Consider the following 19,966-nt stretch of genomic DNA (forward strand, 5'->3'; position numbering starts at 1 on the left):
GTGACCGTCTGGGACGACCTCTCAGGTCAGGACGACGCGATCGCCCTGTTCGCGAACGCCGCGAAGGCCTCCAAGCGGGGAGCCGTCGACACGAGCGGCATGACCAACTCCTGGCTCATCACCGGCCCGCCAGGTTCGGGCCGGAGCAACATGGGTTACGCCTTCGCCGCGGCCCTGCTGTGCCCGAACGACGGATGCGGCGTGTGCCCGTCCTGCGTGCAGGTGAGGGCTCGCTCGCATCCTGACCTCACGGCCGTGGTCACCGAGACCGTGCAGCTCGACATCAAGACGGCGCGCGAGCTCGTCGAGCGCGCATCGATGTCCCCCATGACGGGGCGCTACCGGGTCATCATCGTCGAGGACGCAGACCGCATGGTCGCGCGCACCTCGAACACCCTGCTCAAGGCCATCGAGGAGCCGCCGGAGTCGACCGTCTGGGTGCTCTGCGCGCCAAGCGAGGCCGACCTGCTGCCGACCATCCGCTCGCGCGTGCGCAGCGTCCGCCTGCGTGTGCCCGAGGTGCGCGACGTCGCAGGGCTGCTCGTGCGGAGAGACGGCATCGAACCGGACGTCGCCCTCCGCGCGGCTCGCGAAGCCCAAAGCCACGTCGGTATGGCCAAGCGCCTCGCGACCAGCGAGGAAGCCTGGGGCCGTCGCGACGCGTCGCTCGACGGCCTGCTCGACATCCGCACAACGGGCGACGCCGTCCGCAAGGCCGCGCAGCTCGTCACGATCGCCGACGAGGACGCAACCGCCAACGCGGCCGACCGCGACGACAAGGAGCGCGCCGCAGCCTTCCGATCGCTCGGGCTCACGCCAGGACAGGCGGTGCCGAGGCAGCTCCGCGGGCAGATCCGCGAGCTCGAGGAGCACCAGAAGCGCCGGGCCAAGCGCGGCCAGGTCGACGCGATCGACCGCATCCTCACTGACTCCGTGTCTCTGCTGCGGGACCTGCTCATGCTGCAGCTTCAGTTGCCGGTCGAGCTCGTCAACGAGCACAGAAGGCACGAGTTGGAGGCCGCGACGAGCTCCCGCAGCTCGGACGACGTGCTCACGAGCATCGACGCGGTCAGCAAGGCCCGAGCGCGACTCGCCGCCAACGTACCCGTCGCGCTTGTCCTGGAGGCATTCTTGATCAGCTGGACGCCGAAGCAGCAGGGAGCATCATGACCAGACCGACCACTCGTCGTCGCACCACGGCCAGAGGCATCGGCGCCTCGCTTCTGACCGGTGCCGTCATCGTCGTGCTCAGCGGATGCACGCTCATCACGACACTCGCCGGTGGCGGTTCCGGAGGGGGAAGCGGTCCGCAGGAGGACGTTGACGTCATCCCGTCCGGCCTCGAGCCGAGCATCCAAGCGTTCTACGAGCAGGACCTCGACTGGGATGCCTGCGGCAACGGGCGAGAGTGCGCCACAGCGGAAGCACCCATGAACTGGGCGGATGGGGACTCCGAGAAGATCGAGCTCGCACTGGTGAAGGTGCCGGCGACTAGCGGCGATTCGCTTGGAACGATCTTCACGAACCCTGGTGGTCCTGGTGCATCCGGCGTCTCGTTCGTGCGCGACAGCGCCGAGTACGTCTTCACGCCGGAGCTCATGGAGAACTTCGACATCGTGGGCTGGGACCCGAGAGGCGTGGGTAAATCGAGCGCCGTCGACTGCCGCGACGACGCAGGCATGGACGAGTGGTTCTACGGAGTGGACGAGAACTTCGACGCCGACACGGCGACTGATGAGCAGATCATCGCCGAGGTGACCGCGAACTCGAAGGAGTTCGCCGACGACTGCCTCGAGAACACGGGCGCGCTGCTCGAGTTCGTCGACACGAAGAGCACTGTCAAGGACCTCGACATGATGCGGGCCCTTGTCGGCGACGCGAAGGCAAACTACTTCGGCTTCTCGTATGGCACCGACATCGGTGCGCAGTACATCGACATGTTCCCCGAGACGGTCGGACGGGTTGTGCTTGACGGCGCCACCGACCCGACGCTGTCCACGTTCGAAGTCGTGCTCGCCCAGCAGGGCGCGTTCGGCGAGGCCACCCGCACGTACCTCGAGGACTGCCTGACGACGACGGCGTGCCCCTTCACCGGCACCGTCGACGACGCGATCGCGAAGATCAACACCCTCATGGCCGAGGCAGACGACACCCTCCCCGTGAACGCAGACGGCAGGATGCTCACGAGCGGCGTCATCGATACAGCAATCAGCTCGGCCCTCTACAACGACCAGAGCTGGCCGTACCTGAGCGACGCGTTCGCCACCTACGAAACCGCGGGCGACCCGGCGGGCTTCTTCCTGCTGAGTGACTCGTACTACGGCCGCGAGCCTGACGGCACCTACGCGGACAACATGTTCGAAGCCTTCACCGCCATCAACTGCCTCGACTACCCGGTCGAGACGGACCCGGCCAAGATCGCCGACTTCAACCGGCAGATCGCGGAGTCCACCCCCATCGGCATCCCTGGACCCGAGGCGCTCGGCGATACGACCTGCCAACAGTGGGCGTTCCCGTCGACCAACGAGCTCGCTCCCGTCACGGGAGCGGGAGCAGACCCCGTCCTGGTGATCGGCACGACCGGCGACCCGGCCACACCGTACGCATGGGCGGAGGCCGTGACCGAGCAGCTCGAATCTGCGGTGCTCGTCACCTTCGAGGGGGAGGGGCACCTCGCCTACACGCAGGGTGACAGCTGCGTCACGGGTGCCGTCGACGCGTACTTCATCGACGGAACGGTGCCCGCGGAAGGCCTGGTCTGCTGACCGCGACACCCCGATGTGCACTTGAGCAAAGTGTGCGTTATGCTTTGGTGTCGAGTTCAGCACCCCAGGGAGTTGAGCTGCAGGCAGGCCGCCTTAGCTCAGTCGGCAGAGCGATTCACTCGTAATGAATAGGTCGCGAGTTCGATTCTCGCAGGCGGCCCCATTGCCCCTCCTCACTTTGGTGCGGAGGGGCTTTTGTCTTCTCGAGACCACCGTTCCCGTACGCTGAGGGGATGCTCGAGCGCAGGCACCACGACCCCGATCAGCACCCGCGACTCGCGGTTCCCGCGCTGCGTAGCCCGCTGCACCGCCTGGGGTCCGGCGACGCGTTCGACTTCTCGCGTCGGGTCGCCGTGATGGCGATCGTGAATCGCACGCCCGACTCGTTCTACGACGGCGGCGCCACATTCGGGTTGCAGAGCGCGGTGGATGCCGTGCTCGCGGCCGAACGGGCGGGGGCCGACATCGTGGACATCGGCGGGCAGCCGTTTGCGCCAGGCCAGGAGCTCTCCGAGGCGGAAGAGATCGAGAGGGTCGTGCCCGTCATCCGCGCGGTCAGGGAACGCACGAACGTGCCGATCTCCGCCGAGACGTATCGCGCGCGAGTCGCTGACGCCTGCATTGCAGCGGGAGCCGGGATCATCAACGACACGAGCGGCCTGCGAGATGAGGACCTGGCTCGGGCCGTGGCCGCCTCAGATGCCCAGCTCGTCATCACGCACAGCGTCGCGGCCCCAAGGGCCGAGCTCGCTCGCCCGGAGTACAACGACGTTGTCGGCGAGGTTCGCGCCTTCCTGCAAGCCAGAGCCGGGCGTGCAATGGAGCTTGGCGTCCGGGACGATCAGCTCATCATCGACCCGGGGCACGATCTCAACAAGAACACGCTGCACACGCTCGAGCTGACCAGGCGGTTCGACGAGATCTCGTCGCTCGGCTTCCCTGCGCTCGCCGCCGTCTCGAACAAGGACTTCATCGGCGAGACTCTCGACCGGGAAAAGCACGACCGAGTGGCAGGGTCGCTCGCTGCGGCCGTCACGTGCATCCTGCTCGGTGCGCGCATCGTCCGCATGCACAACGTGCCGGAGGCGGTGGATGCGACGCGCATGACCGAAGCGATCCTCGGCCTGCGAGCCCCCGCCTACACGCGTCACAACGCGTAGCACCCACCTGGCTCGCACCCGACTCACCACCGCCACGCACGTCGGCGTGGCATGCTCACTGCATGAACGCTCCAGCCGCGGCGATCCGCTCACTGCTCGGGCCTGACTCGGTTCCTGGGCCAGCAGGGCAGCATGGGTGGCTCGACGACGAGCAGCTGCTCGCCCACTATGCCTATCCCGCGAACGGTGCTTTCCGGTTGAACTTCGTGGCGAGCGTCGACGGCGCCGCCATGGGCGGTGACGGACGTTCCGGAAGCCTCGGCACCGCGGCCGACCACCGGGTCTTCGAACTGCTGCGCCGCCTCGCCGACCTCGTCCTCGTTGGCGCAGGGACGCTCCGTGACGAAGGCTACGTGGGCCTTCGGGTTTCCGAGGCATCGGTGGCCTGGCGGGAGGCGCGCGGGCGCCCGGCGCATCCGACGCTCGGCATCGTCTCGAGCCGGCTCGCCCTCGACCCCAAACACGAGATGTTCGCGGATGCGCCAGTTCCCCCCATAGTCGTCACCCCCGTCTCCGACCCCGACCGGCTCGCCCCCTTCCGGGAGGTCGCCACGGTCCTCACCGTGCCCGAGCACCCGGAGCGCCCAGGAACCCTCGACGTCACCGAGCTGCGCGCCATGCTGCACGACCTTGGCCACAGCGAGGTGCTCTGCGAGGGCGGGCCATCACTGTTCGGTGAGATCAACGCGCAAGGCGCATTCGACGAGCTCTGCCTCACTCTCTCGCCGGCGCTTGTCGGCGGATTCGGGGGCCGGATCACGCACTCCGAAACGCTCGCGCAGCATCCGCTTGCGCTCTCGGGCGTTCTCGAATGCGACGACACGCTGCTGCTCCACTACCGGCGCTCGGCCGGACTCAGCTGAACGTGAGTCGCTTTCAGGGGCATCGGCGTGCCAGGCTCGGGCTGCCCGCGCTCGGAGAGACGCATCAGGCGGCTGAGTAGACTGGCAGCTTGCCGCGGCGTCAGACGCAAGGCGGCACCCTGGTTCCACTCGGAGGTGACATGGCCGGATCAGCAAGCTCGCGGCTTCGAGGCCCAGGCATCGGTCGCCTCGTCGGCTTCGCGCTGGCCGGCGTCCTGGCGCTCGGCGTTGGCTTCGCAGCAGGCGGTGGCGGGTTCGCGGTCGCCGCGCCCGCCTTCGCGAGCGACGCCCAGGTGCTCGCCCCGAAGACCCTCGGCGCCGTCCGCGCGGACCCGGCCGAGCCGACGGCCGCTGCGCCTCTCCGCACGTGCTCGATCGAAGACGCGGCGAGCGCGGCCGGCGCCCTCGACTTCCACGGCGTCGTCGTCGACTCTCAGAGCGGCGAGACCGTCTACGAGCGCAAGGCGACGGACGCGGTGCCAACCGCATCCGTCATGAAGCTCCTCACCACGTCCGCCGCCATCGAGGTGCTCGGCCCCGACTTCCGAATCCCGACCCGCGTCTACGCAGGCAGCGAGCCAGGCAGCGTCATCATCGTGGGCGGGGGAGACGTGACCCTCGCCTCGACCGACAGCGGCGCGTCGAGCTACTACTCCGGCGCCACGGCGACGCTCGCCGACCTCGCCGCGCAGACTCGCACGGCCTGGTCGAACGATCCGAGCCTCGCGGGCACAGCGCTCACGCAGGTGCTGGTCGACAAATCTGCGTTCAGCGGCGCGGAGTGGCAGCCCTCATGGTCGCAGGCCGACCGCACAGACGGCTACATCAGCCCCATCTCCGCGCTCATGGTCGACGGCGGACGGCAGAACCCCGCCAGCCTCGTCTCGCCCCGCACAGAAGACCCGAGCGGTGCCGCAGCTGGAGCCTTCGCCGCGCGGCTCGGCGCGGCCACAACCGGCGCGAGCGGGTCTGTGCCTGATGGCGCGAAGCTCCTGGCCGAGGTCTGGTCGCAACCCGTGTCCGAACTCGTGCACTACGCCCTCATCGATAGCGACAACAACGTGGCCGAGATGCTCTCGCGCCTCGTCGCCATCGAGCAGGGCGTCGGCACGGACTTCGCCGCGATCCAGGCCTCCACAAGCAAGGCGCTGTCAGAGCTCGGCCTCGACACGAGCGGGCTCGTGCTCGCTGACGGGTCCGGCCTCTCGGCAGACAACCGCGTCCCACCCGAGCTTGTCGCCGAACTCCTCCAGACCATCTCGCAGCCCGACATCGCAGCGTCCCAGCTGCTCGACGACCTCCCCGCTTCCGGTGAGACCGGTACCCTCCAGACCCGGCTCACGTCTCTCGGCGTGCCGCCAGGCGCCATAACCGCGAAGACCGGCTGGATCAACGAGGTCTACGGCCTCGCGGGCTACATGACAGCGGCAGACGGCAGCAGGCTCACCTTCGCCTTCTTCGTCGTCGGCGCCGTCACCCCCGCGAACCGTGACGCCCTCGATACCATCGCGGCCCGCACCTACTCGTGCGGAGCATCCCTCGCCAACTGGTGAGCGGATGCGGCAGCCACGCCTGAGGTGAGCGCGCCTGGCTCATCCAGGCGGCCTGCGGCAGACTGGTGACATGAGCCGCGCACTGCTGATCGTCGACGTCCAGAACGACTTCACCGAGGGTGGTGCGCTCGAGACTGCTGGCGGCGCGGCCGTCGCGGCAGGCATCACCGAGCACCTCGCCAACACCAGCGGAGACTACGACGTCGTCGCCGCCTCCCGAGACTGGCACGATCCCGAGAGCGATAACGGCGGGCACTTCGCTGCGCAGCCCGACTTCGTCGACAGCTGGCCAGAGCATTGCGTCGCCGGCACCGCGGGGGCCGACTACCACCCGGCGCTCGACACCAAGCTCGTCGACCTCCACATCTTCAAGGGCCAGGGCTCACCGTCCTACTCAGCTTTCGATGGCGCGACTGCTGAGGGTGAGACGCTCGCCGACGCGCTGCGTTCCCGCGGCATCGACGAACTCGACGTCGTCGGCATCGCGACTGACTATTGCGTTCGCGCATCCGCCCTGGACGCCCACCGGGCGGGCTTCAAGGTCCGTGTCATCGACGGCCTGACCTCGGCCGTCGCCGCCGAGACCCGCGCCGCGTCCCTCGACGAGCTGCGCGCAGTCGGCATCACGGTCGAATAGCGCGCCTTCGCTTCGCGACGGCTGCGCGCCATTGTGGCGTCAGCGGGGGAGCAGCAGCTGGTGCTGTGCGAGTTCACGGTAGAGCGGGACGGTCTCGACGAGCTCGAGGTGCGTGCCCCGGCCGAGGACCTGCCCATGTTCGAGGACCACGATCTCGTCGCTGTCGACGACCGTCGAGAGGCGGTGAGCGATCACGATGACGCTGCGTCCCTCTGACACCTTGTCGAGGGCGTCGCGCATGAGCCGCTCGTTGGCGCCGTCGAGAGCGGACGTCGACTCGTCGAGCAACAGGATGGGCGGGGCCGAGAGCAGGGCGCGCGCGATGGCGAGGCGCTGCCGCTCGCCACCGGAGAGCATGACGCCCGACTCGCCCACCTGGGTGTCGAGTCGGTCGTCACTGCGGTCGAGCACTTCCCCGAGGTTCACCTCGCGCAGCACCTGCTCGCAGGCGATGTCGTCGGCATCGGGCCGGCCGAGCAGCAGGTTCTCGCGCAGGCTGCCGGCGAGCACGGGCGCGTCCTGCTGCACGTAGCCGAGCTGGGCGCGCAACTGATGGCGATCGATGGACCGGAGGTCGACACCACCGAGCCGGATGCTTCCACCAGTCGGGTCGTAGAAGCGCTCGAGCAGGGCGAGGGCCGTCGACTTGCCTGAACCGGAGGGGCCAACAAGGGCGAGGCGCTCGCCGCGGCGCAGCGCGAAGCTGACGCCGTCGAGCACGAGGGGGGCCTCGACTCTCGCCTGAGTGCCGTCCTCGGCGAACAGGCGGGCGTCGGGGTCGGATGCGGCACCGGTCATGGCCGCCGCCATGCCCCCGCGGGATGACTCGCGGCGGATCGTCTCGAGCCTCGCGGCGGCACGTTCCCTGGCCGCACGAGCTCGGACGACGTCCTCGGGGTAATGGAACGAGACACCATCGAACTCGACGGCAGGTGCATCCGGTGCGGCGTGCTCGTTGGCAGGCCCCTCGAGCACAACAAGCGGCGCCTCGGTGCGATCGCCTGAGCCCTCCTCGGGGATGGCGATGATCTCCTCGATCCGGCCAAGCGCGCCGAGCGCCGTGTTGACCGCGGTCAGAGCACCGAAGAACAGGCCGAGCGGCATGATCATCATGAAGAGGAACATGATGAACGCGATGAGGTTAGCGATGCTGAGGTCGCCGGCGGCGACACGAAGTCCGCCGACGCCGAGGACGGCGATGAGTGCACCCTGCATGGCGAAGCCCGCGACCGGCACGATGAACGCCGAGATGCGCGCCACGTCCAGGCCGCGCTCGTACGCCCCGACGGCGTCGCTGTCGACGAGGCGCTCCTCGCGCTCGGTCGCGCCGAAGGCACGCACGGTGCGTACCGACGAGATGGCCCGCTCGACGGATGCGGTGAGGTCGCCGACCTTCTGCTGGGCGGCGGCGCTGGCCTCGCGGATGCGCATGGACATGCCCACGACGAGCAGGAGAGCGACGACAACAACGGCGAAGGTGATGAGGAACAGCACACCGTCGAGGACGATCATGGCGACCACGGCGCCGATGAAGGTGAGGGCGCCCCCAATGGCCTCGACGAGTCCCTGCGTGAGTACGGCGCGGAGCATCGTCGTGTCGCTGCCGACGCGCGAGACGAGGTCGCCGGTGCGCCGCGCGTCGAACTCCGCGACGGGCAGGCGAAGCAGCTTCGCGACGAGGCGGCGGCGTGTGTTCAGCACGATCGACTCGCCCGTGCGCTGCAGGAGGAAGTGCTGGACGCCATTCGCGATGGCGCCGATCACAACGGCCCCGACAAGCACCCACACAACCCAGGCTGCGATCGTGCCAACCTCAACCTGGCCGATGAGCACGTTCACGAGCAGCGGCTGGGCGAGGCTCAGCGCCGAGCTGAAGACGCTGATGGTGATGATGCCGGCGAGCAACGGCTTGTTGACGAGCAGATGCGGGAGGAGCTGCTTGAAGGTCACCCTCGGGGCGCCTGTCGCTGCGCGAGCTGGCCGCCCGGGGAAGCCCCTGCGCTTCTTCTGCGTCGCTGTGTCGCCGACCGCTTCTGCATCCACTGGCTTGTCGCCCAAACTCCTGGCCTTTCGCCCGCAGCGCGCTGAAATGCGCGCACGCCGATGGCGCGCAGTCGAGTGCGCGCACCCGCCAAGGGTACCCGTCTCGGCCTGGAGTGAAGTTGGGCACATGCCACGACCGACAATCGAAACGGGGCCGTGCATCCGCAGTGGATGCACGGCCCCGTCGAAGCGGCGCGAAGGCTACTTCGTGTTGGTCACGTAGGCGATGTCGCGGGTCTCCTTGGAGATGAGCAACGCCACGAACGTCAGCACAGCGGCACCGGCGAGGTACACGCCGACCCAGAACGGGCTGCCGTCGCCGAACGCCCAGAGTGCGATGAAGACCGTCGGCGCGAAGCCCGCGCCGAAGACGCTCGAGAGGTTGTAGGCGATGGCGCTTCCCGTGTAGCGCACGTTTGCGGGGAAGAGCTCCGGGAGGACGGCGCTCATGGGGCCGAACGTGAGGCCCATGAGGGTCATGCCGATCACGAGCATTCCCTGCGTGCCGACGAATCCGGCCGCGAGGAGCGGAGTCATGGCGAAGCCGAAGATGAAGATCGCGGCCGTGGTCCACAGCAGCATCTTGCGGCGCCCGTACTTCTCGGCGAGCGGGCCGGAGACAAGCGTGAAGATGCCGAAGAAGACAACGGAGACGATGAGCATGATGAGGAACTGCTCACGCATGTAGCCGAGGCCGGGAACCCACGCGTTGGGGTCGAAGGCCTCACCGGCGGCGAGAGCCTTGGCCTCAGCCTGCTCGGTCGTCGCCTTGGTGCCGAACGACAGCGTGAACGCGGTCATCATGTAGAAGAGCACGTAGGTGGCGAGCATGATGACCGTGCCGAGGATGATCTGGCGCCAGCTCGTCTTGAACGCCGCGAACAGCGGCACCTTCGAAACCTCACCGGCAGCGACGACCTTCTCGAACGCCGGCGTCTCGAGGAGGCTGATGCGCACCCAGAGGCCGACGATGACGAGGATCGCACTGAGCAGGAACGGCACGCGCCAGCCCCAGGCGAAGAAGGTCTCGTCGCTCATGAAGTGCGAGAGCAGCACGAACAGCAGGTTGCCGAGGATGAAGCCGATGGGGGCGCCAAGCTGCGGGAACGTGCCGTAGATGGCGCGCTTGCCCGCCGGAGCGTTCTCGGTGGCGAGGAGGGCAGCGCCGCTCCACTCGCCGCCGAGGCCGAGGCCCTGGCAGAAGCGCATGATGACAAGCAGCGTCGGCGCGAGGATTTCCCAGCCAGGCGTCAGGGCCGTGGGGAGGAGGCCGATCGCGAAGGTGGCGATACCCATCGTGAGGAGCGTCGCGACGAGTGTGCCCTTACGCCCGATGCGGTCACCGAAGTGTCCGAAGAGGATCGAGCCGATGGGACGGGCGATGAAGGCGACACCGAAGACCGCGAACGAGGCGAGGAGCGCCGTCGTCTCGTTGTCGTTCGGGAAGAAGAGGGCAGGGAAGACGAGGCTCGCCGCGGTCGCGTAGATGTAGAAGTCGTAGAACTCGATGGAAGTTCCGACGAGGCTCGCGGTGAGGACCTTGCCGCGGGAGTTCTTGACCTCGAACTCCTCGACGGCTGCACCTGGCGTGGTCTTGCTGGGGGATGACACGTTGCTCCTGAAACAGCTGGCTCGCTGGTGAGTCGCGGTTTCGGTGCGGGTTGCGCGGTGCTTGAGCTCAGAGCAGCGGTGGGTGGAACGCGCCCGACCCGTCTGATGCGGGGCCGAGTGGCGCGCGTTCGGCCGAATGCTTGTGGCGTTCGGCCGAGACGAGGTTACACGGCATTCAGCAGTTTCGCTGGCCCACTACCCAATCGCCCGTTACCTGGTGTAGGCGGACGCCCGCAGGTCAGCTCGCGGCGTCGTCGCCAGGCAGCTGAGGCAGCTCGCTCATGATGTGACCCATGCGCTGGACCTTGGTGGTCAGGTAGGCCAGGTTCGCGTCCTCGCGGCCGACCTCGAGAGGCACCCGCTCCTCGACGGTGATGCCGTGAGCTTCGAGCGCCTCCGCCTTGGCGGGGTTGTTCGTGAGGAGGCGGATGCGCGTGATCTCGAGGTCGTCGAGCATCTGCGCGGCCGCCGTGTAAGCGCGGCTGTCGGCTGGAAGTCCAAGCGCGAGGTTCGCATCCACCGTGTCGAGCCCCTGCTCCTGCAGCGCGTAAGCGCGCAGCTTGTTGAGGAGGCCGATGCCGCGACCCTCGTGGCCACGCAAGTAGAGCACGATGCCGCCGTCGCGACCGATCGCCTCGAGGGACGCATCAAGCTGCGGCCCGCACTCGCACTTCAGTGAGCCGAAGGCCTCGCCGGTGAGGCACTCGGAATGCACGCGAACGATGGCACCGTTCTCGGGTTCCCCCGAGATGATCGCGAGGTGGAGCTGACCGTTGGAGTTGTCGGTGTAAGCCCGGAATCGCAGGATTCCGTGCTTCGTGGGGATCGAGGTCTCTGCCTCGAAGCTGATGGATGCTGATGAGTCGCTCATGGGGACGCCTACGTCTAACGACCGGCGTGACGCGAGAACGCACCGAGTCGGTAGCCGAGACCCCACGCGAAGACGCGCCAGACGGCCTCGACGATGATGTCGCTCGACATCTTGGAGGCGCCTTCCTGGCGTTCGACGAAGGTGATCGGCACCTCGCTCACGCGAATGCCGGAGCGTTCGAAGAGCCAGGCCATCTCGATCTGGAAGCAGTAGCCGGCGCTCTTGATGCGCGTGAGGTCGAAGCCCTGAAGGAGCTCGACGCGGTAGCCGCGGTAGCCGGCGGTGATGTCACGAATCTTGCTCTGCAGCAGCACGCGCGCGTAGATAGAAGCGCCGCGAGAGAGGATCTGGCGCTGCACGGGCCAGTTCTCGGTGCGCCCGCCGGGCATCCAGCGCGTGCCGATGACGAGGCCGGCGCCGGAGTCGAGCGCGTCGATCATCTCGGGGAGCTTCTCGGGTGGGTGAGAGCCGTCTGCGTCGAACTCGAAGACGTACCTGTAGCCACGCTCGGCCGCGATGGCGAACCCCTCGAGGTAGGCCGTGCCGAGCCCGAGCTTCCCGGAACGGTGAAGCACGGAGATGCGCTCGTCTGCTGCGGCCATCTCGTCCGCCATGTCTCCGGTGCCGTCTGGGCTGTTGTCGTCGACAACAAGCACGTAGATGCGCGAATCCGCACTCAGAACGCGGTCCACGATGGAGCGGACGTTTTCGCGTTCGTTGTAGGTGGGGATGATGACGAGCGTTTCGGGCATTGCGTCATCCTAGCGCGGTGAATGGTCAGAACTGATGCGATCCGCTGAGCTGTGCGGAACGGGCGGATCGGTGCCTGCGGTGCGGCCGCCGCTCAGCGAACCGGCTTCGGGAAACCGACCCGCTCGTAGACCTCGTCGAGCGTGCTGAGCGCGAGCTCGTTTGCACGCTCGGCGCCGCTTGCGAGGATGCGGTCGAGCTCGGCAGGGTCGGCGAGGAGCTCGTTGGTGCGCTCCCGGATTGGTGCGAACGTGGACTCGACCAGCTCTGCCAGGCCCTTCTTCAGGTCACCGTAGCCGCCGCCCGCGTACTGCGCAGTGATCTCGTCGATGCTCGAGCCGGAGAGGACCGACGCGATGGTGAGCAGGTTCGAGACGCCTGGTTTGCTCTCCCGGTCGAAGCGGATTTCGCCATCCGCGTCGGTGACGGCGCGCATGATTTTCTTGCGGGTGACTTTCTCGTCGTCGAGGAGACGGAGCAGACCGGCGTCGGACTCGGCAGACTTCGACATCTTGGCCGTCGGATTCTGCAGGTCGTAGACCTTCGCGGTCTCCTTCATGATGTGCGGCTCAGGGACGACGAACGTGTCACCGAAGCGCGAGTTGAAGCGCTCAGCCAGGTTGCGTGTCAGCTCGATGTGCTGGCGCTGGTCTTCACCGACCGGGACGGAGGCGGCCTGGTACAAGAGGATGTCGGCCGCCATGAGCACCGGGTAGGTGAACAGCCCGACGGTCGTTGTGTCGGCCCCGTACCGTTGCGACTTGTCCTTGAACTGCGTCATACGGCTGGCCTCGCCGAAGCCCGTGATGGTGGAGAGCACCCACTGCAGCTGCGCGTGCGCGGGAACCGCCGACTGCACGAAGAGGATCGACTTCTCCGGGTCGATCCCGGCCGCGATGTACTGGGCGGCCGTGACGCGAGTCCGCTCGCGGAGGGACGCTGGTTCGAACGGAACCGTAATGGCGTGCTGGTCCACGACGCAGTAGATGGCGGTGAAGTCATCCTGCATGGGTACCCAGTTGCTGAGCGCTCCGACGAAGTTGCCGAGGTGCAGCGAGTCTGCGGAGGGCTGCATGCCGGAGAAGAGCACGGGCTTGGTCATCAGTTGGTCCTCAAGGTCTTGCGCTTGGTCGAGCGAGGTGGATGCGCGGGCACGCGGCGCTAGTGTGGCGCGTCAGAACGTGTAGTCGACGACAACTGGGGCGTGGTCGGACCAGCGAGTGTCGTAGCTCGCTGCACGGTCGACGGCATAGCTCGCCGCCCGCTGAGCCAGCTCGGGGGTCGCAACCTGGTAGTCGATGCGCCATCCGGTGTTGTTGTCGAAGGCCTGGCCACGCTGCGACCACCACGTGTACGGCCCCTCGATCTCGCCCGAGAGCTTGCGGCCGACGTCGACGTAGCCGAGCCCCGTGCCGGTGGAGCCGTCCGCGCCTTCGACGCTCGCCCCGGCCTCGCCGAAGATGCGATCGAAGTAGGCACGCTCACGCGGCAGGAAGCCTGCCCGTTTGACGTTGCCCTTCCAGTTCTTGATGTCGAGCGTGGTGTGGCCGACGTTGAGGTCGCCGACGACGAGCGAATGCGGGCTGTGCGCCTGCAGTTCTGGGAGCCTCGCGCTCATGGCGTCGAGGAACTTCCACTTCTCGTCTTGCTTCGGGGTTTCGGCTTCACCCGAGTTGACGTAGCAGCTCACGACCGTGAGTGGGGTGCCGTCGATGTCGAAATCGGCCTCGAGCCAGCGGCCCGCGGAGTCGAAGTCCTCCGAGCCGAGTTCGGTCCGGACCTCGCGGATCGGGAGGCGTGACGCGATAGCAACGCCTGCTCGTCCCTTCGCCGTTGCGAGGTGGTCATGCAGGTTCCAGTCGGCGGTGTCGATGAGCTTGTGCAGCTCTTCCGTCGGCGCGCGAACCTCTTGCAGCGCGAGGATGTCGACATCGCGTTCGGCGAGCCACTCACCCATGCCCTTCTTGTAGGCGGCACGGACTCCGTTGACGTTCACTGACGCGATGCGAATGGTCTTAGGCATGGGTTCGAGTCTAGACGCGACCGCCGACACGGGCGCCCGGGCGGGCACCGCCAGTCGTGTCCTCGCCAGTCGGGTCTTGGCTAGACGCGGCCGCCCTCGAAGCGCCTCCGCTGGGCTTCAGCCTCGACGCGGCGCTGCTGCCGAAGCAATGTGCGGTACTCGGCCATGGCCTTCCAGCGGAAGAAGCGCGGCGCGGCATTGAGTCGCTCCCTGGCCTCGATGACCTCGGTCGCGATCTTCTCGCGCTCGGCACGCAGGATCGTGTCGGTCGACTCCTCCCTTGCCTCCTTCGCAGTGAGGAGCCTCGGGGATGCCCCTATGTCATCCATCGTCACCTTGACCCAAGCCGCCGTCAGGAGCAGCACGGTGCACAGCAGATTCAAGAAGATCATGAGGCCGAGCAGCACGGCGAAGGAGGCGACAAGCGGGTTGCTCGTTGCGCCTCCGATGAGCGCCGTCGACACCTGCTTCAAGATGCCGATGATGATCGCCCCGAGGAAGGCAGCAAAGAACAGGGAACGAATTGGTATGCGGAGGCCGGCCAGGATGCGCAGGATCCCGGCGAGGACGACCGTGTCGAAGCCGAGCAGGATGAGCACCGTCACGATGCGGATGGCGACAAGCGCGAATGCGCTCGACTCGTCGATGCCGACGGTGCCGAGCAGCGATGAGAGGAACGTCGAGGAGAGCACGGTGAGTGCCGCCGAGATCGCGAGGGCCACCGCGAATGCGAGGAGGAAGCCGAGATCGATGAGCTTCTGCACGACGAAGCTTCGCTTCGTGGCGACCGGGACGTCGAAGATCGTGCGGATGCCCGTGCGGGCCTGACCGAGCCACCCGAGCGCGGTTCCGAGGGTACCGATCAGGGCGATGGCGCTCGCCCACCCGAAGGCTCCCGTGTTCTCGAGGAGGCTCGGATCGATGGCGCCGTCTTCGCCGATGAGGCCGGGCAGTGACGAGTTGAGTACCCCGATGAGCCCATCGCGCAGCTCCGTGTTCGTTGCCAGAAAAATGCCAGCAACAGAAAAGAGTAGCCAGATGCCCGCGAAGATGGAGAAGATAGCGGAATAGGCCATGCCACCCGCAAGGACCGAGGCGCTCCTCGCCCCGAAATGGGCGAAGACTCGGGCGGGGCGGGTAGCTTGAGCCCAGGCGATCAGCGCTTTGACGCGCTCGCCGAACGGCGCCTCCGGGGGGAACTTCGGAAACGGCGGCGCGAACGTGGAGCTGCGCGAACTCTTTGCTGAGTCTTGCTCGGTCACGGTCGAAGCCTACGTTGCTGTGCCGATACGCTGTCTGAGTTACCAGCACGAAGGAGTTGCTATGAAATACACGGGGTTTGGCGTCGGGACCGGCGTCGCTTTCGGTGAAGTCCTACGCATGCCTGATCCGCTCCCCGAACCGGCCGACGAGCGCGCCACGGGCGACGCCGCGACCGAGTACGAGCGGGCCATCACCGCACTCCGTGAAACCGGCGAGAGTCTGACCGCTCGCGCGGCCACCGTCGACGGCGCCGCGAAGAACGTGCTGGAGTCCCAGGCCATGATGGCCGCGGACCCGTCGCTCGCCGACAGCATCAAGGCGGCGACCGAAGCAGGCAAGACCGCAGAGCGTGCCGTCTTCGAGTCCTTCTCCTCCTTCGCTGAGATGCTGAAGAGCCTCGGTGGCTATCTCGCCGAGCGCGCCACCGACCTCGGCGACGTCTCCCAGCGAGTCATCGCGCGGCTCCGCGGCGTCCCGGCGCCCGAGGTGCCCTCGAGTGACACCCCGTTCATCCTCGTCGCGCACGACCTCGCGCCTGCCGACACGGCGAAGCTCGACCTGTCGAAGGTGCTTGCCCTCGTCACGCGCGACGGAAGCCCCAAGGCGCACACGGGCATCCTCGCGGCGGAGAAGGGCCTCCCCGCCGTCGTTGCCGTCAAGGAAGCCGACAGCCTGCTCGACGGCATGACGATCCTCGTCGATGCCGCCAAGGGTCAGGTCATCACCGACCCCACCGCCGAGCGCATCGCAGAGGCTCAGGCCGAGATCGACCGCGTCGCGGCGATGAAGGCCGCTCCTGTCGAGCCGGGTGAGCTCGCTGACGGCACGCCGATCCAGATCCTCGCGAACATCGGCAAGCCAGCGGATGCTGAGCGCGCGGCTGCGCTTGGAGCTGAGGGTGTTGGCCTGTTCCGCACCGAGTTCCTCTTCCTTGACAGCGACACCGCGCCGAGCGTGGAGAAGCAGACGGCCGACTACACGGCTGCACTCGCGCACTTCCCAGGCAAGAAGGTTGTCGTGCGTGTGCTCGACGCCGGCGCCGACAAGCCCCTCGCCTTCCTCACCGAGGCAGACGAGCCGAACCCGGCGCTTGGTCTGCGCGGCATCCGCGTACTCATGAAGAAGGAGCAGATCCTCCGCGACCAGCTTCAGGCGCTTGCCAACGCGCAGGCTGCAACCGAGGCGAAGGTCTGGGTTATGGCCCCGATGGTCTCCGACGCGCACGAGAGCGAGCACTTCACATCGCTCGCCCGCGAGTACGGGCTCATGACGGCGGGAAGCATGATCGAGGTGCCTTCCGCTGCGCTGCTTGCTGAGCAGGTGCTCGAGTCGAGCGACTTCGTGTCGGTCGGCACCAACGACCTCACGCAGTACACGCTCGCTGCCGACCGCCTCCTCGGAAGCGTCGCGGCATTCCAGGACCCGTGGCACCCCGCCGTGCTTCGCCTGATCGAGCGCATCGGCGAGGCTGGCGAGCACCACCAGAAGAACGTCGGCGTGTGCGGCGAGGCTGCCGCTGATCCCAACCTCGCGATCGTGCTCGTGGGTCTCGGTGTCCGTTCGCTGTCGATGGCTCCTCCCGCGTTTGTCGAGGTCCGTGCCGCGCTCAAGCGCGTCACCCTCGAGCAGGCGAAGGAAATCGCACACCTCGCGATCTTCGCGAAGTCGGCCGTCGAGGCCAAGGGTCGCGTCGTGGACGCGCTCGCAACGCGCGGCGTCATCACGACCGCAGTGCCGGTCGTCGAGGTCTAGCCACTTTCTCAAGGCTCGGCGGTTGGCCGCCAGGCCGAGCAGGCTCTCAGCGGGGTGCATCCGGGTTCTTCCGGGTGCACCCCGCTTTGCTGCGTGGTCGGCGTCTGCCGTCTGCCGTCTGCCGCCTATCGCCCACCGCGCCATCCCGAGTCACGAGCGGACGCTCGACCGGCACTGCGAGCACCTGGCGCGTATAGTTGTACAGAATCCAAAAACAATGGAGTGTGCATGCCAGACCCCGGCCCCGTGGCCGCTCTCGAACGCGTCACCGTGCGATACGGGGCGGGTGAGCCAGCGCTCGACGGCATCGATCTTGAGATCCGCCGCGGTGAGATCATCGGCATCGTGGGAGAGTCGGGTGCGGGAAAGTCGACACTTTTGCGCCTCCTGGATGCTGACGAGACGCCGAGCGAGGGGCGGGTCCTCATCGAAGGAACCGACCCGGCAACCATGCGTGAGCGAGACCGGCGGGGGCTTCGCCGCCGCATCGGCATGGTGTTCCAGAGCTTCAACCTGCTCGCGAACCTCACGGCGCGACAGAACGTCGAGCTGCCGCTGCGTTTGCAGCGCCGTCGAGATTCCGCCCTGGTGACCGAACTGCTCGACTACGTGGGGCTCAGCGACCGCGGCGGGGACTACCCGGCGCAGCTCTCGGGCGGGCAGAAGCAGCGTGTGGCCATCGCGCGGGCCCTCGTGACGAGGCCGCCGCTGCTGCTCTGCGACGAGCCGACGTCCGCGCTCGACGAGCGCACGACCAGCGACATCCTTCGCCTGCTCGCTGCGACTCGCGACGACTTCGGCACGACCATCGCCCTCGTCACGCACGAGCTCGCCGCGGTGAAAGCGATCTGCGACCGGGCGGCGATCCTCGACAGGGGCCACTTGCAGGGGATCGTCGCGGTGGAGCACAGCGCGAGGGACGACCGCGGCTCGTACGTCGAGCACGCGAAACGGGTGCTCGGGTCGTGATGGAGCTCATCGACAGCATCGTGACCTCTCTCACGGCCAACGCCGACGCTATCTGGCAGGCGCTCGGCGAGACGGGCTACATGCTCGCGTTCTCGCTGGTCGCCGCGATCGTGCTCGGGTTGCCGCTCGGCGTGCTCATCTACCTGACCAGGCCGGGGGGAGTGCGCCAGAACCGTGCGCTGTGGCGGGTCGCGAACCTCTACGTCACCGTGGTCCGCTCCTTCCCGTTCCTGCTGTTCGTGGTGTTCCTCATCCCGCTGACCCGCCTCGTGTTCGGTACGACCTTCGGCACGCAGGCAGCGACGTTCCCGCTGTGCTTCGTCGGTGTCGCGATCTACGCTCGGCTCGTCGAGCAGATCCTGCTCGAGGTGCCTTCAGGCGTGCTGTATGCGGCGAGGTCGATGGGCGCGAACACGGGCCAGGTCGTCACGCGATTCCTCTTCGTGGAAGCGCGCAGCGGCCTGGTCTACGCGCTCACCTCCGCGGCGATCAGCCTGCTCTCGTATTCGACGGTGCTCGGAGTCGTCGGAGGCGGTGGGCTCGGGGACTTCGCCCTGCGCTACGGCTACCAGGAATACGACTACCCGCTCATGTACACGACGATCGTTATCGTCATCGTGTGCGTGCAGCTGCTCCAGACGGGCGGACACCGGCTCTCGGTGGCGCTCGACCGTCGCTGAGCGGCCCCGACATCCTCCATCCAGTCCCGACCGAATCTCCGTTGCACGACGCGAAAAGGAACCAACAGCCATGACACTTCGACCACGCACGATCGGGGCGGCGCTGGCCGTCGCATCCCTCGCCCTCCTCACGGCCGGATGCGCCCCGTCTGCCGGTCAGGCGAACGGCGGTGCCGACGTCGTCACGATCAAAGTTGCGGCCACCGTGACCCCAATGACGGACGTCGTCGAGGCGGCGGCCGAAGCCATCGAGGACGGCTACGAGATCGAGCTTGTTCCCGTCTCCGACTATGTGCAGCCGAACGTGCTCGTGGAGAACGGCGAGATCGACGCCAACTTCGTGCAGTTCGTGCCGTTCATGGAGGAGTTCAACACGAAGAACGACGCGTCGCTCGCGGGCGTGCAGCCGATCTACTCGACGGTCGTCGCGTTCTACTCCAAGAGTCTGGGCTCACTCGACGAGCTGCCGCAGGGCGGCAGCGTCGTCATCCCGAACGACAGCGCCAACGCGGCTCGCGCACTACAGTTGCTCGCCGACGATGGCGTCATCACGCTCGACGAGGGTGTCGAGCGATTCAAAGGCAAGGTTGCTGACATCACTGAGAATCCCCGGGAGCTGACGATCACGCAGGTCGACCTGCTCCAGCTCAACACGGCCTACGAGGAGGCGGATGCGGTCTTCAACCTGCCGTCGTTTGCGCGTCAGCTCGGGTTGACGCCCGTCGACAACGGGCTCGCGGTCGAGCAGGATCCTCAGTTCGCGGTCACGCTCGTGACGCGCGAGGACAAGCTCGGCACCCCGAAGATCGCTGCGCTCGAGAAGGCGTTCACGAGCGACAAGGTGCGGGAGACGCTCGAGTCGCTGGACGTGCCGCCCGCGTTCTAAGGGATGTGCCCGTTGGCAGTTCTCGCGGCCCGTCGATTTGCCACCTCGGCTCCATCGACGTCGATCGCTGCCCGGCGATTCTCCCTCTGAGCGCCCGCTCAGAGGGCGAATCGCCGGGCAGCGATTATGTTGCTGAGCAG

The 19,966-nt window shown here is 67.3% G+C and carries 17 protein-coding genes and 1 tRNA gene; 11 read left to right on the forward strand and 7 right to left on the reverse strand.

Features of this window, described 5'->3' with window-relative positions:
* The 7 genes from C5B85_RS10220 to C5B85_RS10250 all read left to right on the forward strand — a co-directional run bounded on the left by C5B85_RS10220 (nt 1) and on the right by C5B85_RS10250 (nt 6,978).
* Nucleotides 1-1,170 (forward strand): DNA polymerase III subunit delta', encoded by a 1,170-nt coding sequence (locus C5B85_RS10220; protein WP_104285919.1) that lies wholly within the window; start codon nt 1-3, stop codon nt 1,168-1,170.
* On the forward strand, nt 1,167-2,765 hold the full coding sequence (locus C5B85_RS10225) for an alpha/beta hydrolase (protein WP_104285920.1): 1,599 nt from the start codon (nt 1,167-1,169) through the stop codon (nt 2,763-2,765). Before C5B85_RS10220 ends, C5B85_RS10225 begins: the two co-directional genes overlap by 4 nt.
* Nucleotides 2,766-2,852: 87 nt before the next feature.
* Nucleotides 2,853-2,928: transfer RNA gene (locus C5B85_RS10230), tRNA-Thr, on the forward strand.
* A gap of 70 nt (nt 2,929-2,998) precedes the next feature.
* Entirely contained in the window at nt 2,999-3,925 is a 927-nt protein-coding gene (gene folP / locus C5B85_RS10235) for a dihydropteroate synthase (RefSeq protein ID WP_104285921.1), read from the forward strand.
* Between the two features lie 62 nt (nt 3,926-3,987).
* Nucleotides 3,988-4,788, forward strand: a complete 801-nt coding sequence (locus C5B85_RS10240) for a dihydrofolate reductase family protein (RefSeq protein ID WP_104285922.1) — start codon at nt 3,988-3,990, stop codon at nt 4,786-4,788.
* Between the two features lie 140 nt (nt 4,789-4,928).
* Nucleotides 4,929-6,341, forward strand: a complete 1,413-nt coding sequence (dacB, locus tag C5B85_RS10245; RefSeq protein WP_104285923.1) for a D-alanyl-D-alanine carboxypeptidase/D-alanyl-D-alanine-endopeptidase — start codon at nt 4,929-4,931, stop codon at nt 6,339-6,341.
* A gap of 70 nt (nt 6,342-6,411) precedes the next feature.
* Entirely contained in the window at nt 6,412-6,978 is a 567-nt protein-coding gene (locus tag C5B85_RS10250) for an isochorismatase family protein (protein WP_104285924.1), read from the forward strand.
* A gap of 39 nt (nt 6,979-7,017) precedes the next feature.
* On the opposite strand, the gene C5B85_RS10255 is transcribed toward C5B85_RS10250, so the two are convergent.
* The 7 genes from C5B85_RS10255 to C5B85_RS10285 all read right to left on the reverse strand — a co-directional run bounded on the left by C5B85_RS10255 (nt 7,018) and on the right by C5B85_RS10285 (nt 15,538).
* A complete protein-coding gene (locus C5B85_RS10255) occupies nt 7,018-9,036 on the reverse strand; it encodes an ABC transporter ATP-binding protein (protein WP_258070714.1) in 2,019 nt (672 codons plus the stop codon).
* Nucleotides 9,037-9,222: 186 nt separating this feature from the next.
* The gene (locus C5B85_RS10260) at nt 9,223-10,632 is read right to left on the reverse strand and encodes an MFS transporter (protein WP_104285926.1); all 1,410 of its coding nucleotides are present in this window, start codon (nt 10,630-10,632) and stop codon (nt 9,223-9,225) included.
* Between the two features lie 238 nt (nt 10,633-10,870).
* Nucleotides 10,871-11,503, reverse strand: a complete 633-nt coding sequence (gene ribA, locus C5B85_RS10265; protein ID WP_104285927.1) for a GTP cyclohydrolase II — start codon at nt 11,501-11,503, stop codon at nt 10,871-10,873.
* A gap of 14 nt (nt 11,504-11,517) precedes the next feature.
* On the reverse strand, nt 11,518-12,255 hold the full coding sequence (locus C5B85_RS10270) for a polyprenol monophosphomannose synthase (protein ID WP_104285928.1): 738 nt from the start codon (nt 12,253-12,255) through the stop codon (nt 11,518-11,520).
* Between the two features lie 92 nt (nt 12,256-12,347).
* On the reverse strand, nt 12,348-13,355 hold the full coding sequence (gene trpS / locus C5B85_RS10275; protein WP_181064381.1) for a tryptophan--tRNA ligase: 1,008 nt from the start codon (nt 13,353-13,355) through the stop codon (nt 12,348-12,350).
* 72 nt (nt 13,356-13,427) lie between these two features.
* Nucleotides 13,428-14,276: an exodeoxyribonuclease III gene (locus C5B85_RS10280; protein ID WP_104285930.1), complete on the reverse strand. Its 849-nt coding sequence runs from the start codon at nt 14,274-14,276 to the stop codon at nt 13,428-13,430.
* An 80-nt stretch (nt 14,277-14,356) separates the two neighbouring features.
* The gene (locus tag C5B85_RS10285) at nt 14,357-15,538 is read right to left on the reverse strand and encodes a YihY/virulence factor BrkB family protein (protein WP_104285931.1); all 1,182 of its coding nucleotides are present in this window, start codon (nt 15,536-15,538) and stop codon (nt 14,357-14,359) included.
* Nucleotides 15,539-15,599: 61 nt separating this feature from the next.
* Here C5B85_RS10285 and ptsP point away from each other — a divergent pair, with 61 nt between their 5' ends.
* The 4 genes from ptsP (at nt 15,600) to C5B85_RS10305 (ending at nt 19,826) form a co-directional block, all read left to right on the forward strand.
* Complete coding sequence (ptsP, locus tag C5B85_RS10290) at nt 15,600-17,291, forward strand: phosphoenolpyruvate--protein phosphotransferase (RefSeq protein WP_104285932.1); 1,692 nt, start codon at nt 15,600-15,602, stop codon at nt 17,289-17,291.
* 228 nt (nt 17,292-17,519) lie between these two features.
* Complete coding sequence (locus C5B85_RS10295; protein ID WP_104285933.1) at nt 17,520-18,260, forward strand: ATP-binding cassette domain-containing protein; 741 nt, start codon at nt 17,520-17,522, stop codon at nt 18,258-18,260.
* Complete coding sequence (locus tag C5B85_RS10300) at nt 18,260-18,940, forward strand: methionine ABC transporter permease (protein WP_104285934.1); 681 nt, start codon at nt 18,260-18,262, stop codon at nt 18,938-18,940. Before C5B85_RS10295 ends, C5B85_RS10300 begins: the two co-directional genes overlap by 1 nt.
* Nucleotides 18,941-19,010: 70 nt before the next feature.
* On the forward strand, nt 19,011-19,826 hold the full coding sequence (locus tag C5B85_RS10305) for a MetQ/NlpA family ABC transporter substrate-binding protein (RefSeq protein ID WP_104285935.1): 816 nt from the start codon (nt 19,011-19,013) through the stop codon (nt 19,824-19,826).
* Nucleotides 19,827-19,966 lie beyond the last annotated feature (140 nt).

Source organism: Pseudoclavibacter sp. AY1F1 (genome assembly GCF_002931075.1).
GTDB lineage: Bacteria > Actinomycetota > Actinomycetes > Actinomycetales > Microbacteriaceae > Pseudoclavibacter.